The 12,646-nt window shown below is 63.7% G+C and carries 12 protein-coding genes and 2 tRNA genes; 5 read left to right on the plus strand and 9 right to left on the minus strand.

The annotated features are described in order from the left end of the window. Positions 1-26: 26 nt before the first annotated feature. The 4 genes from LAN61_07435 to LAN61_07450 form a co-directional block, all read right to left on the minus strand. Positions 27-1,454 carry a sigma-54 dependent transcriptional regulator gene (locus LAN61_07435; protein ID MBZ5540338.1) on the minus strand — a complete coding sequence of 476 codons (1,428 nt, stop codon included), beginning with the start codon at positions 1,452-1,454 and terminating at the stop codon, positions 27-29. A 312-nt stretch (positions 1,455-1,766) separates the two neighbouring features. Continuing rightward, positions 1,767-2,084 carry a hypothetical protein gene (locus LAN61_07440; protein MBZ5540339.1) on the minus strand — a complete coding sequence of 106 codons (318 nt, stop codon included), beginning with the start codon at positions 2,082-2,084 and terminating at the stop codon, positions 1,767-1,769. Between the two features lie 199 nt (positions 2,085-2,283). Further along, positions 2,284-2,958 (minus strand): site-2 protease family protein, encoded by a 675-nt coding sequence (locus tag LAN61_07445; GenBank protein MBZ5540340.1) that lies wholly within the window; start codon positions 2,956-2,958, stop codon positions 2,284-2,286. A 42-nt stretch (positions 2,959-3,000) separates the two neighbouring features. After that, a tRNA-Gln gene (locus LAN61_07450) sits at positions 3,001-3,075 on the minus strand. A gap of 242 nt (positions 3,076-3,317) precedes the next feature. Here LAN61_07450 and LAN61_07455 point away from each other — a divergent pair. Beyond that, positions 3,318-3,407, plus strand: a tRNA-Ser gene (locus LAN61_07455). 180 nt (positions 3,408-3,587) lie between these two features. Here LAN61_07455 and msrA read toward each other — a convergent pair. The 3 genes from msrA to LAN61_07470 all read right to left on the minus strand — a co-directional run bounded on the left by msrA (position 3,588) and on the right by LAN61_07470 (position 5,993). Continuing rightward, positions 3,588-4,061, minus strand: a complete 474-nt coding sequence (gene msrA, locus LAN61_07460; protein ID MBZ5540341.1) for a peptide-methionine (S)-S-oxide reductase MsrA — start codon at positions 4,059-4,061, stop codon at positions 3,588-3,590. Between the two features lie 91 nt (positions 4,062-4,152). Continuing rightward, positions 4,153-5,304, minus strand: coding sequence for a hypothetical protein (locus LAN61_07465; protein MBZ5540342.1), 1,152 nt, complete (start codon positions 5,302-5,304; stop codon positions 4,153-4,155). A gap of 155 nt (positions 5,305-5,459) precedes the next feature. Further along, positions 5,460-5,993, minus strand: coding sequence for a hypothetical protein (locus LAN61_07470; protein ID MBZ5540343.1), 534 nt, complete (start codon positions 5,991-5,993; stop codon positions 5,460-5,462). A 105-nt stretch (positions 5,994-6,098) separates the two neighbouring features. Between LAN61_07470 and LAN61_07475 the strand changes: the two genes are divergently transcribed. The 4 genes from LAN61_07475 (at position 6,099) to LAN61_07490 (ending at position 10,288) form a co-directional block, all read left to right on the plus strand. Then, entirely contained in the window at positions 6,099-6,374 is a 276-nt protein-coding gene (locus LAN61_07475; protein MBZ5540344.1) for a hypothetical protein, read from the plus strand. A 106-nt stretch (positions 6,375-6,480) separates the two neighbouring features. Continuing rightward, the gene (locus LAN61_07480) at positions 6,481-7,272 is read left to right on the plus strand and encodes an SDR family oxidoreductase (GenBank protein ID MBZ5540345.1); all 792 of its coding nucleotides are present in this window, start codon (positions 6,481-6,483) and stop codon (positions 7,270-7,272) included. A gap of 11 nt (positions 7,273-7,283) precedes the next feature. After that, positions 7,284-7,682 (plus strand): ACT domain-containing protein, encoded by a 399-nt coding sequence (locus LAN61_07485; protein ID MBZ5540346.1) that lies wholly within the window; start codon positions 7,284-7,286, stop codon positions 7,680-7,682. Continuing rightward, on the plus strand, positions 7,679-10,288 hold the full coding sequence (locus LAN61_07490; GenBank protein ID MBZ5540347.1) for a HEAT repeat domain-containing protein: 2,610 nt from the start codon (positions 7,679-7,681) through the stop codon (positions 10,286-10,288). The genes LAN61_07485 and LAN61_07490 overlap by 4 nt, the downstream gene beginning before the upstream one ends. An 18-nt stretch (positions 10,289-10,306) precedes the next feature. On the opposite strand, the gene LAN61_07495 is transcribed toward LAN61_07490, so the two are convergent. Further along, positions 10,307-11,617, minus strand: a complete 1,311-nt coding sequence (locus LAN61_07495; protein MBZ5540348.1) for a DUF4147 domain-containing protein — start codon at positions 11,615-11,617, stop codon at positions 10,307-10,309. A gap of 13 nt (positions 11,618-11,630) precedes the next feature. Beyond that, positions 11,631-12,611 (minus strand): D-glycerate dehydrogenase, encoded by a 981-nt coding sequence (locus LAN61_07500; GenBank protein MBZ5540349.1) that lies wholly within the window; start codon positions 12,609-12,611, stop codon positions 11,631-11,633. Positions 12,612-12,646: the final 35 nt, after the last annotated feature.

Below are 12,646 nucleotides of genomic sequence, written 5' to 3' on the forward strand. Positions count from 1 at the left end.
GGCCGCGCGGCGAAGCGCGGCGGAGTTTAGGCGGCGGCGCCGCCGGATTTGCCGCTGGCGTTGTCCTTGGCGTCGCGCTTCAGGTAGCGGTACAGGCTGGTGCGGCCGATGCCCAGAATTTGTGCGGCGCGCAGGCGGTTGCCCTGGCACATGTCCAGAACGCGCTGGATGTGCAGGCGGCGGACTTCGTCGAGGGACAGCGGGCGCCAGGCATCGCGGTCGGCGACCTGCGGATCGGGCTTCTGCAGATGTTCGGGCAAATCGGCGATGTCGATGAATTCGCTCGCGGAGGTGATGCAGGCACTGGAGATGACATTTTCCAGCTCGCGGACATTGCCCGGCCAGGCATATTGCAACAAGACGGTCTGCGCGCGGCGGGTCAGGCCGGCGATCTGCTTGCCGTAGGCCTCGTTATATTTTTTCAGGAAATACTGGATCAGCAAGGGGATGTCCTCGAGGCGCGCGCTGAGCGAGGGGATGCGAATCTGGATGGAGCTCAGGCGGTAGTAGAGGTCCTCGCGGAAGCGTCCGGCGAGCACTTCGGCGCGCAGGTCGCGGTTGGTGGCGGCGATGAGGCGCACGTTCACCTGGCGCACTTCGGGCGAGCCGACGCGCTGGATCTCGCGGTTCTGAATCACGCGCAGCAGCTTGGCCTGCATGGGCAGGGAGGTTTCCCCGACCTCGTCCAGGAACACCGTGCCGCCGTTGGCGTATTCGAACAGGCCCGGGCGGGTCTCCGTGGCGCCCGTAAAGGCTCCCCGCAAGTGGCCGAAGAGCTGGCTTTCCAGGAGCGTGTCCACCATGGCCGAACAATTGCACACCGCCATGCGCTGCTGCGCCACCGGGCTCAGTTGGTGGATGGCGCGCGCCACCAGCTCCTTGCCCGTTCCCGTGGCCCCGATCAGCAGCACATTGGTGTAATGCCGCGCTACTTTGCGCGCCAGGTCGAAGACCTCCAGCATGGCCGGACTCTTGCCCACGATGCCGTGGAACTCGTGGTCTTTCAGGAGCTGTTCTTCGAGTTCGCGCACCCGCCGGCGCTGGTCGTAGAGTACGGACACTTCGTCGAGGGTGCGGCGCAATCGGTTGTAGTCGATGGGCTTGGGCAGAAAATCGTAGGCCCCGCGACGGATGGCATCCACGGCTGATTCCAGAGAATAGCCGCCGGTGGTCAGCACCACGTGCACCCCCGGGTCGATGCCCAGGGCCTGCTCCAGAAAAGCGAAGCCGTCCATGCTCGGCATCTGCACGTCGGCGAGAATCAAGCGGCAGCGCCCGTGGCGGATCAGTTCCAGAGCTTCCTGGGGATCCGATGTAGTGACGGGATCGTATCCGCATTGCGTGACCAGCGCGGAAAGGAGATCCAGCTGCGCCGGGTCGTCATCCAGGATGCATGGAGTGAGAACCGTTGCAGCGGTGGCGGGTGCCGCAACTTTTTGGACGGCGTTTCCCATGGACATTCCATAGGCAAGGACTGTGCCAACCTGGCCAATCTGTCGCGGTTTCTCCGTGAGCATCCCGCGGGTGCGGTCCTCGGCCGGAAATTGCGGCCAAGGACTTCGATTCACATAGCTTAGAGGTATAGAAGGGAAGGGATCGTACGCGGGGAAAGGAAATGAGGCCGGAAGCAGAGGCAAAAACTGGCGCAGAACAAAATTCAAAACGGTTCACTGTGCCGTTTTGGCGCGAACTCCCAAATGATTCCCCGCTACCCCGCTCCCGGCAGGCCGTGCTGGTTTAGTCCGCAGGTTTACTGCCTGGCCTTCTCAGTGGATGTTCTTGCCCATCGGCTTGCTGCGCTTTTGCACCTGGCGGAGCCGGTATTCGCAGTAGCCGTTCGGCTCGGCTTGCAGGGGATCTACTTCATAGGCCATCGGATAGGCGCGCTCGACCGAAGTGGTCTGGAGCAGGCGCACGAAGACGACCGATCCCTTGCGCAGCGGCCGGCGCAGCTTGACGCGCTTGCCCGTCTCCTCATCCCATGCGATCTCGGCCTTTTCGACAAAGAACATCTCGTCCATGTCCCAGCCGGAAACTTCCACGCGATAAAGACCGAACGCGGGGTACTTCTCCGTCAAAAGCATGCATTGCCTCCGGGGTGACCGGATGCAGGCGAAGGACCAGGCGGCGAAAGCTAACGTCTTGATTCTATATGTGTTATCTGAGGATTAAGAGGCCTCACTGTGCATGAATGGGACGCCTGCGCCATCGTGGGGCACCGCGCTCCAAAACTGCGCGAACCCGCGGGCAAATCCCGAAACGGCAGCTGGGCAGCGCAGCCCTCTAATGCAGGCCGTAATAGAGGACATACAAGGCGAACGCGTAGATGTAGTCGTAAACGCGCCCAAAGAAGAAAAAGGCCACCACCAGCCCCAGCATGGCGAAATTGTTCTCGCGGAGCCAGTCGAGATAGCGCAGCGCCTTGCTTTCCGGCAGAAGGAGCATTAGCGCGGAGCTGCCGTCGAGCGGAGGAAAGGGCAGGAGATTGAAAGTGCCGAGAAGGAGATTCAGCGAGAAGAAAATGCCCAGTATGGTCCCCGGAAGCCCCGGCCCGCCCGAGGAAACGGCGCCATGAAACCAATGGTGGGCCACCCCCAGGCGCAGACAGATCCCCGAGAGCAGCATCAGCGAGAAATTGGCGCCGGGGCCCGCCAGGGCCATCCACGCCGCGCGGTGGGGGTGCCGCCGCTGCCAGTTGGGGTCGAAGGGCGCACTGGCCCAGCCGATCATCGAGCCGGAAAAGAGATACGACAGGATGGGGACAAGTACCATGCCGAACAGCTCGCGCCGGATGTGCGGCAGGGGATTCAGCGTGACCTGGCCGCCGAGCGCGGCCGTTTCGTCCCCGCCCAGCTTGGCCGCCAGCGCGTGGGCGGCTTCGTGGCAGGTGGTGGAAAAGAGAAAAGCGATATACCAGAGAAAGCCAAAGACCAGGAGTTCGGGTGTGAGATCAGGCATAAAGGATCACTGTCGTGGCTCTCCGGCGGCCGGAAAACGATCTGGCTCCGGGGCCTGGACTCGAACCAGGATACCCAGATTCAAAGTCTGGTGTGCTGCCAATTGCACCACCCCGGAGCCGCGCCCAGAAGTTTAGCAGAGGCCTGCGCCGTTCGCACAATGGGGGAGAGAGAGGCAGCCGGGAAGTAAGCAGGCGGAGACGAGAGTGCCGGACTTTTCGGGAGATAGCTGGGTTGACCGCTTCGCGGTCACGCAGACAGTTGACCGCTTTGCGGTCACACAAACAGAGGATCGCCTGCCGCTGCCGATTTCGCGCCCGCGGCGAGTTCTGCTAATCTTGTACGGTTCGCAAGGCCAGTGGAGAGGTGTCCGAGCGGTTTAAGGAGCACGCTTGGAAAGCGTGTGTAGGAGAAATCCTACCGTGGGTTCGAATCCCACCCTCTCCGCCATTTCGCCGGTTGCGCAGCCAGGCGCGCCCCGCAGGCATCGCCGCGAAGCAAACTACGCACGCAGCCAAATACCAAAGTCAAAAGCTTGAAGAGTCCAAGAGTCCGAAAGTCTGAGAGAAGAAAAATTCTCCGGTCGAAGGGAGAGACTCTGCGGCTCTCTCCGCCGGTCGTGAATCTTTTCTAAAAATGGCAGCTGGCCGCTCCGCGCTTTTCCAGGTAGCGCTGATGATACTCCTCGGCGCGGTAAAAGGGCCCGGCCAGGGTGATCTCCGTAGCGATCGGCCGCGCCAGCTTGCCGCTGGCCTCCAGCGCCGCCTTGGATTTCTTCGCGGCGGCTTCCTGCTCCGGGGAATGGAAAAAGATCGCAGAACGGTACTGCGTGCCGAAGTCCGGCCCCTGGCGGTTGCGCTGCGTCGGATCGTGGATCTCCCAGAAAACGTCGAGCAGCCGCTCGTAGCGGATCTGCGCCGGGTCGAACGTCACGCGCACCACTTCGGCGTGCCCGGTTTCGCCGGTGCACACGTCCTGATAGGTAGGGTTCTCGGTGCGCCCGCCCGCGTAGCCCGCCTCCGCGTCCAATACCCCGGGAACGCGGCGCAAGGCCGCCTCGATCCCCCAGAAACATCCCGCTGCAAACGTCGCCGTCTCCGTCATTTTCCTTCTCCCCGCACGGGCGCAAAACGCGCCATGCGTCTCGCGGCGCCCAATTGGATGCCGCGGACAATTCTTTCGTTCCGCCGGGATTTCAGTGCTTCTTCCGCACAGGTTTCGCCGCCGCCACGGATTTCAGCTTCTCCTGCGCCAGCGCCTGATAGGGATTCGGCATGGATGCGGCCTCGGTCAGCGCGGCTTTCGCCTCGGGAATGCGCTGGAGATTCAGCAGCGCGAATCCCAGCCGGTACTGATTGCGCCCGTAAGTCGCCGGGTTGGCCTTCAGGAGCGGCGCCGCGGCCTTCAGGTTCTCGACGGCCTGCGCATTCTTCTTGTTCACGATGTTCACTTGCCCCAAAGCGCTCAGCGCCAGCCCTTTTTCGAGCGCCGCCTGCTGCGCCCATTGTTCGTCCGTGAGGCCCTCGGGCTTTTTCGCCGTCCCGATCAGCGCGATCGCTTTCGCCGCGCTGGCCTCCGCCCGATCGAGATGCTCGCCCTTCTCGCTGTAGTAATCCGCCAGGAGAATCAGCATGGCGCGGTCGTTGGGCTCCTTCTCCAGCAGTTTGTTCGCCACCGCGATCATGCGCGGATAGTTCTGCGCCTGCTGATAGGCCGTGGCCGCGACCTCCTGCGCTTGCACCGCGGACCCCGAATCCGGAAACGCCGCGGCGAACCGCAGCAGGTAACCCGCGCGCTCCGCCGCGCCGGGAAGGTGATAGGCGCCAAGGAACAGCAGTTGCTCGACGTAGTTGCGGTTGTCCCGCTGATCCGCTAGCACCTGGGTCTGTTCTTCCTCCCAGGCCTTTGCGCTCATGCCTTCCGGCGCCGGCCGGGCCTTGAAGCGCTGCAGGATGGCGCCGGCTTTTTCCCCGTAGAGAAAAAGCTTCTCCAGATCTCCCTTTTCCTGCGCCGCGCGCACCAGGTTCACGCCGTTTGCGAAATTGTCCGGGTCCAACGCCCAGAGCTTTTCGCCGTATTCGAAGGCCTTTTCGTAGTTCTTCACCGCGAGGTAGTAGTTGACGTAGAGGTCGTCGGCCACAATGGCCATATCGCCTTGGCCCAGCTGCGCCGCGAATTGATCGATCAGCGCGAGTTTTTTCGCGGGGTCGGTCGCCGCATTGATTTCGCTGAGGGCCCGGTCCTCCGGCGTGCCGGCCTTGATGGGCACGCTCTTGCCCAGTTGCGCATGTGCCGGAAGAGCGGCACAGAAAAGCAGAACCCCGGTGAGCCAGATCGTCTGCCGCATGGAAGCCTCCGTGGATGGGATAGTTCGCATCTTAGTGCCGCGCCGCGCCCCAGGCAAACCGATTTTCGCGCCCCGCTTCGCGCCGGCGGCTCTTTCGGTAGTGGATCAGTTTTTGATTACCGCGTTAATCAGGACTTAGGCGACAGGGTCGGGCCCTATTCTCTTGTCCCGTAGAAGAATCCGCGTCCCTCTGCCCAGTCAATTGCAAAAAGGTCTACCCACGTGGAGACAGAATCCGCGGGCGTTTCAACGACGTAAAGTTCGAACCCCGCCCTGTGAATCTTCTCTACGTCAAGATTCCCCTTAAGCAAGGCTGGCCACCACGACACACCAGGGCTTGGCACGCGCCTCACCGACGGCGGTAGCGCATCAACACTCTTGAGGTTCTTTCGAAGGCTTTGCGAATCAGTAGGAAGAAACTCAAAAGCACACCATTCCTTTGATGGCGAGACTTCTTGAACCGAATGAATGGCCCGAGAACTCTCCGGCAGATAATCTGGTATCCATCCGCGAGTAATTGCCCCGTCTTTGTCTGCATCGGCAAAAGCGGGATAGAACAACTCACGACGGTCGCCACAGCCCACAACAAGGATACAAGCCAGGCCGACACAGAGTACAGCCATGAGGAGAAACGCCTTCGACGAAATCATGCTACGAAGGATACGCCAGTTGCGAGTGGCTGTCGCCATTTGGTCGGCAAACTCCCGATAACCCGGCGGTTATCAGGACTTAAGTCAAATTGACAGAGCAAAACGCGGGGGTGATACACTCATTAGCGCGTTAAGAATGAAACGATGCTGCGTGAGATTCAATCCCGTATGAAGGATCCCTTCTACATAGGCTTGCGCGATACTGTGCTCGCTCGAATCAAATCAGGTAAGTTGACCGAGGATATGGAATTGTCGTCGGCTTTGGATTCCTTGGATACAGTGCAGTTGCAGATGGAACTTGAGGAGCTTGGCATTGAGCCGACCGTCCCAATTAAGTCGGTCGGAGATTTGCTCTGGCTGTTCAAAGCCATTGAACTTAAGCGCGAGCACAACGATAAAAGGCCTCCGCAAACACAATAGTAGACGTGTAGTCGGGTTATCGGAAACTACCGTTTTTTCCGCCCCGTTGACGCGCCCACGCCATTCGCGAGACGATATCCAACTTTACTGCAGAGGGGGAATTGCAATGGACCTGGGACTTCGCGGCCGCGTGGCCATCGTGGCGGCCGCCAGCAAGGGGCTGGGCCGCGCCGTGGCTGAGGAACTGGCCCGCGAAGGCGCGGAAGTGGCCATCTGCGCGCGCACCGCGCGCGACCTCGAACAAGCCGCAGCCGCCATTCGCGCCGCCACCGGCCGCGACGTCTTCTGGCAGGCGCTCGACGTCACTGACCCAGCGGCGGTGGCCGGCTTTGTCGCCGCCGTCGAACAGCGCTTCGCCCGCGTGGATATCTGCATAACCAATTCCGGGGGTCCGCCGTCTAAACTCTTCAGTGAAACCACCGTCCAAGACTGGCGCGCCGCCACGGATCTCCTGCTGATGAGCGCCGTTTCCTTCGCCCGGGAAGTTCTGCCGCGCATGCGGAAGAATCGCTGGGGCCGCTTCCTCACCATCACTTCAGTGGCGGTCAAGCAGCCCGTGGACGGCCTGCTGCTCTCCAATTCGCTGCGCGCCGCGGTGGCCGGACTGGCGCGCACCCTGGCCAACGAATATGCGGCGCACGGCATCACCGTCAACAACGTCTGCCCCGGCTACACGCGCACCGAGCGTCTCGACGATTTGGCGGGAACTCTTTCCTCGCGCAGCGGCAGCGCGCCCGAGGACGTCTTCGCCGATTGGAGCAAACAGATTCCCGCGGGACGTCTCGGCCGCCCCGAGGAGTTCGCGGCGCTGGTCGCCTTTCTCGCCTCCGAGCGGGCCAGCTACATCAACGGCACGTCCATTGCCGTGGATGGCGGGCTGTCGCGGGGCCTGCTCTAGGTGCGCACACCATGAAAAAAGTCCTGAAGCTGGCGCTGCTTCCCGGGCGCTTCGCCATCGCCCGGCTGGCCCCCAGGGCGGAGGTCCCCGCCTGGGCCTGGAAAGGCTCTTTTGTTTGCGTCACGCGCACCGCGGAGGAGCTTTCCATCCTTTGCGAGGAAGCGCAGGTTCCCGCGCACGTCCACTCCGAGCGCGGCCGCCGCCTGCTTCGCGTGCAGGGGAAGCTGGCGTTTTCGATCAGCGGCATTCTCGCGGCACTGTGCATTCCGCTGGCCGCCGCGGGAATCAGCATTTTTGTGGTGTCCACGTTTGACACCGATTACCTGCTGGTCTCCGACCCGCATCTGCAATCAGCCATCGAGGCCCTCGAGAAGGCCGGACATTCGATTCACAGGAGCAATCCCGAATGACATCTGCACACAGTTCTATCCGCCCCCTGCGCTTGCCGGCCGCGCGGCATCTCGTGGCGCTGCTGCTCCTGGTCTGCGCCGCGGCGCTTTCCGCGCGCGGCGATCAGCCCTATGCGCGCAGCCGCGACTACGACCTGCAGCATTCCAAGATCGCGCTCCAGTTCGATCTCAGCGCGCGCAAAGTCCTTGGCGATGTGACCCACACGCTGGCCATCCTCCGCGAAGGCATCGCGCGCCTGGCCTTCGACTCCGTGGGCTTGACGATTCGGAGCGTCACCGTAAACGGGGAAAAGGCCAAATTTGAATCCACCGCGGACCAGCTCCTCGTGCCGCTTCCCGCGCCCGCGCATGCCGGGGATAAATTCACGGTCGAGATCCGCTATGAAGGCCAGCCCAAGAAGGGCCTCTACTTCATCCTCCCCGACAAGAACTATCCCCACCGCCCCAAACAGATCTGGACCCAGGGGGAAAGCGAGGACACCCGCTATTACCTGCCGACCTACGACTACCCCAACGACCGGCTGACCACGGAAATGATCGTCACCGTGCCGGGAGACTGGCTCACCGTTTCCAACGGCAAGCTGGTGAGCGTGCGCGACGCAGGCAAGGGCCAGAAGTCCTGGCGCTGGGTGGAGTTGGTGCCCAGCTCGACGTATCTGATCACCCTGGTCGCCGGGGAGCTCGACGAAGTGAAGGATGCCTGGCACGGCAAGCCGGTCACCTACTATGCGCCGCGTGGCCAGGGCGAGCGCCTCGCCGTCAATTATTCCCGCACGCCCGCGATGCTGGACCTGTTCACCAAAAAACTCGGCGTGGACTATCCCTGGGAGAAATACGCGCAGGCCATGGTGGACGATTTCGTCGCCGGGGGCATGGAAAACTCCAGCGCCACGACCAACACCAGCTCCTCCCTGGTGCATCCGAAACTTGCGGTGGAATACATCACCAACGAGGACAATCTGATCTCTCACGAGCTCGCCCACCAGTGGTTCGGCGACCTGGTCACCTGCAAGGACTGGGGCAACGTCTGGCTCAACGAAGGCTTCGCCACCTTTTTCGAATATCTGTGGATCGAATCCCATTACGGCAAGGAGCAGGCCGACTACGAGCGCTGGAACAATGCCCGCGGATGGTTTTCCCAGCCGGACCTTTTCACCAAGCCCATCGTGCGCTACGACTTCAGCGATTCCAGCGAATTTGACGGCAATGCCTACGGCAAAGGCGGCTGGGTTCTGTACATGCTTCGCCAGCAGATCGGCGAGGAAGCCTTCTTCCGCGGCATGCAGCACTACTTGGAAGCCAATCGCGGGAAAAACGTGGTCACCGCGGATTTCGCGCGGGCCATTGAGGAAGCTACCTCCGACAACATCGACCAGTTCTTGGAGCAGTGGGTTTATGGCGCGGGCGCTCCGCAGTTCGATCTGCGCTACAACTACGACGCGGCGAAGAAGCAAGTACGTCTGGAGGTCAAGCAGACGCAGAAGCCCGAAGGCCGCGTGGGCCTGTTCCGCGTTCCGGTGGAAGTGGAAATCACCACCGCCTCCGGCGCGAAGAGTTTTCCCATTACCGTTGCGAAAGAAACGGAAACCTTTACCTTCGCAGCCGATGGCGCGCCGCTCCTGGTGCTCTTCGACAAGGGCGGAAAGATCCTCAAGAGCGCGGAGTTCCACAAGGAAACCAAGGAGTGGATCTACCAGCTCAAGAACGCCGCCGAACTGGCCGACCGCGCCGATGCGGCCCTGGCCTTGGCGAAGATCAAGAATGACGACGCGGTCGTTGCCGCGCTCGGTGCAGCGCTGCAGGCGGATCGCGCCTGGGGTGTGCGTGCCACGGCTGCGGAATCGCTCAGCGAAATTGGCGGTCCGGCCGCCGCCAAGTTGCTCCTCGCCGCTCTGGAAAAAACTCCGGAACCCTGGGTGCGCAGCCGGATCGTCTCCGCCCTCGGCAAAATCAAAGAGGACACCGCCGTCGTCGCGAAGCTGGAAGCCATCGCTCGCGACGACCACTCTTTCCGCGCGCGCGCCGCGGCCTTGCAGGCCCTCGGCCGCCTGAAGACGCCGGGCGCCTACGCCCTGCTCACGGCCGCCGTCGCGGGCGACTCCCCCGATGATTTCCTGCGCCAGGCCGCACTCCGCGCTTACGGCTCGCTCGGCGACGAGAAGGCCGTGCCCGTTCTGCTGGAGTGGTCCGCGCCGGGCAAACCCTTCGGGACGCGCCAGGCCGCCATGAGCAGCCTGGGCCGCCTGCAGAAGAGCAACCACGATATCACCCGCACGCTCATCGGCTATCTGCGGGAGCCGTATTTCTCCGTGCGCTTCCACGCCGTCTTCGCCCTCGGCGAACGCGGCGACGCGGAAGCGATCCCGGCGCTGGAAGCCCTGCTCAAGAGCGACGACCTCAGCATCGCCTTCGCGCCCATGATCGAGGAACAGATTGCCCGGCTGAAGAAGCCGGAAGGCGAAAAGGGCGGAGCTGGAAAAGAAGAAACTGCCGCGGGCGATGCCAAGGCCGTGTTGCAGCGGCTCGAAAAGCTGGAGCGCACGCTCGGGGAGATGAACGAGCGGCTAAAAACCATCGAGTCGCGCCTGCCGCCGGCGAAGCAGTAGCCGGAATTCCGCCTCCCGTCAATCCGCGAGCAGGATGCGCAGGTCGCGGAGGTTGTTGCCGGTGGGGCCGGTGACGAGGGCGTCGCCGAGCTGCGAGAAAAACGTGCCCGAATCGCTGCGCCGGAAGGCGTCTTCGGGGTCCAGGCGAGCCGCGCGCGCCCGCGCCAGCGTCTGGCCATCGGCCACCGCGCCCGCCGCGGAGCTGTTGCCGTCGATCCCGTCCGTGCCGGCGCTGAGCACCGCGACGCTCCGCCCGGCAAGTTTCTCCACGCAGGCCAGGACGAAGGCCGCATTGCGCCCGCCGGTTCCGCCGCCCGTCACCGGCGAACTCACTTCGCCGTCGGCGACGAGCGCCACGCGCCGTCCGGGATGCGCGGCGCGCAAGTTTTCGAGTTGCGCCAGGAGATGGTCCACGGCATCGCGCACCGGCCAATCGTCGGTCGAATTGTCGCAGCGCACGACGCAGCCCGCCGCTTCCGCCGCGGCCTGCGCGGAGTGAAACAAGTCGTCCATGCCCAGCAGCAGCGTGAAGTGCGAGCGCGCGAAGGCCGGGTCGCCCGGTTTGGGTGTTTCGACCAGCGGATTCCGCGCCAGCCATTCCTGTATGCGCGGGGGCAGCTTTTCCCGCAGTGCGTAATCTGCCAGAACGCGCTCGGCATCCGCGCAAGTGGTCGGATCGGGGATCGTGGGCCCGGAAGCCAGCGCCGATTCGCGGCCGGGCGGCACGTCGCTGACCCCGTAGGCGAGCTTCGTGGCGCGCGGCGCGGCCGCCGCCAGGCGCCCGCCTTTTACGGCGGAGAAGTGCTTGCGCACCGCATTCATGGCGTCAATCGGCGCGCCGCAGGTGACCAGGGCCTGGTGCAGCGCCTGCACGTCCGCGAGCGCCGCCCCGGGCATGAGCAGTTGCTCCACCAGCGCCGAGCCGCCGCCCGAAAGCAGGAAGATCAGCAGCGTGCGTTCCTCGCAGCCCGTAACCCGCGCGAGAATCTCCTGCGCCGCCGCCAGGCTGGCTTCGTTGGGCAGCGGATGCCCGCCCGTGAAATAGCGCAGACCGGCGAGCGGCCGCTGCGGCGCGGTTGGCGCCGAGACGATCCCCGCGAAAGGAAACTCCGGGCCGAGGACGCCGGCCAACCCCTCGGCCAAGGCATGCGAGGCTTTCCCGTAGGCGATCACCTGCAGCGCACGGAACTCGCGCAGGTCCACGACGGCGCTGCCGCAGCGTATGCGGGTGTCTTCACGCTGCATCTTGCGGCGCATCGTTTCCGGGATGTCGATGGCCGCGAGGGTGTCCCGGAAAATGCGGCGGGCGAGCTGTTTCAGATCCGCCATGGGGAGGGCGCCATTAGCGCGCTTGCAGCACCTCCGGATTCAGGAGGTTCGGCGGGCGCTTGCCAGTGAGTCTGGCCACGACGTTCTCCGCGGCCATGCAGGCCATCTTGGTGCGCGTCTCGAGGGAGGCCGAAGCCAGATGCGGCGCGAGCACGGTGTTCGGGCGCTTCAGGCCGGGAAGAATGAACGGTTCGTTCTCGTAGACGTCCAGGGCCGCTCCGGCGATCTTGCCGGTCTCGAGGGCGTGCACCAGCGCGGCCTCGTCTATCACCGGCCCGCGCGAGGTGTTGATGAGGAACGCGGTGGGCTTCATGCGCGCGAACTGCGGCCCGCTGAGCAGGCCGTGCGTCTCCGCAAGCAGCGGCACATGCACGCTCAGGAAATCGCTCTCGGCGAGCAGCGCGTTGAAGTCGCGGTATTCCACATGCAGCTCGCGTTCCGCCCCTTGCGGCGCGCGCATCGCGTCGTGGTAGAGCACTTTCATCTGGAAGCCCGCGGCACGGCGGGCCACCGCGCGGCCGATGCGCCCGAAGCCCAGAATGCCCAGCGTCTTGCCCCACACGTCGGTGCCGCAGAGCTGGTCGAGATCCCAGCCCTTCCAGTTTCCGGAGCGCGCGAGCTGCTCGCCTTCGCCGATGCGCCGGGCCACGGCCATCAGCAGGGTCCAGGCGAAATCGGCGGTGGTTTCGTCGAGCACCCCGGGGGTGTTGGTGGCGGCGACGCCGCGGCGCGTGCACGCCGGCACGTCGATGTTGTCGAAGCCCACGGCGACGTTGGCGGCGATGCACAGCTTGGGCGCGGCGGCCAGCAGTTCGTCGTTGACGCGCTCTGTCAGCAGGCACACCAGCCCCTCTTTGTCGTGCACCCGGCGCAGCAGCTCTTCGCGGCTGATGCGCTCGGGCGGGGTCCAGTATTCCACGTCGCAGGTGGCATCCAGAATCCGGCGGGCCGTCTCGAACAAGGGCCGGGTAGAGAGAATTTTGGGTCGGGGCATGAAATTCCTCGGCAAGAACTGACGGTTTGTGAGAG

The sequence above is a fragment of the Terriglobia bacterium genome, assembly GCA_020072785.1.
Lineage (GTDB): Bacteria > Acidobacteriota > Terriglobia > Acidiferrales > UBA7541 > Acidiferrum.

What these genes read in the sequence shown, in the direction of transcription:
- LAN61_07435 (MBZ5540338.1), bottom strand. Translation starts at nt 1,454, where the DNA reads ATGGGAAACGCCGTCCAAAAAGTTGCGGCACCCGCCACCGCTGCAACG.
- LAN61_07440 (MBZ5540339.1), bottom strand. Translation starts at nt 2,084, where the DNA reads ATGCTTTTGACGGAGAAGTACCCCGCGTTCGGTCTTTATCGCGTGGAA.
- LAN61_07445 (MBZ5540340.1), bottom strand. Translation starts at nt 2,958, where the DNA reads ATGCCTGATCTCACACCCGAACTCCTGGTCTTTGGCTTTCTCTGGTAT.
- msrA (MBZ5540341.1), bottom strand. Translation starts at nt 4,061, where the DNA reads ATGACGGAGACGGCGACGTTTGCAGCGGGATGTTTCTGGGGGATCGAG.
- LAN61_07465 (MBZ5540342.1), bottom strand. Translation starts at nt 5,304, where the DNA reads ATGCGGCAGACGATCTGGCTCACCGGGGTTCTGCTTTTCTGTGCCGCT.
- LAN61_07470 (MBZ5540343.1), bottom strand. Translation starts at nt 5,993, where the DNA reads ATGGCGACAGCCACTCGCAACTGGCGTATCCTTCGTAGCATGATTTCG.
- LAN61_07475 (MBZ5540344.1), top strand. Translation starts at nt 6,099, where the DNA reads ATGCTGCGTGAGATTCAATCCCGTATGAAGGATCCCTTCTACATAGGC.
- LAN61_07480 (MBZ5540345.1), top strand. Translation starts at nt 6,481, where the DNA reads ATGGACCTGGGACTTCGCGGCCGCGTGGCCATCGTGGCGGCCGCCAGC.
- LAN61_07485 (MBZ5540346.1), top strand. Translation starts at nt 7,284, where the DNA reads ATGAAAAAAGTCCTGAAGCTGGCGCTGCTTCCCGGGCGCTTCGCCATC.
- LAN61_07490 (MBZ5540347.1), top strand. Translation starts at nt 7,679, where the DNA reads ATGACATCTGCACACAGTTCTATCCGCCCCCTGCGCTTGCCGGCCGCG.
- LAN61_07495 (MBZ5540348.1), bottom strand. Translation starts at nt 11,617, where the DNA reads ATGGCGGATCTGAAACAGCTCGCCCGCCGCATTTTCCGGGACACCCTC.
- LAN61_07500 (MBZ5540349.1), bottom strand. Translation starts at nt 12,611, where the DNA reads ATGCCCCGACCCAAAATTCTCTCTACCCGGCCCTTGTTCGAGACGGCC.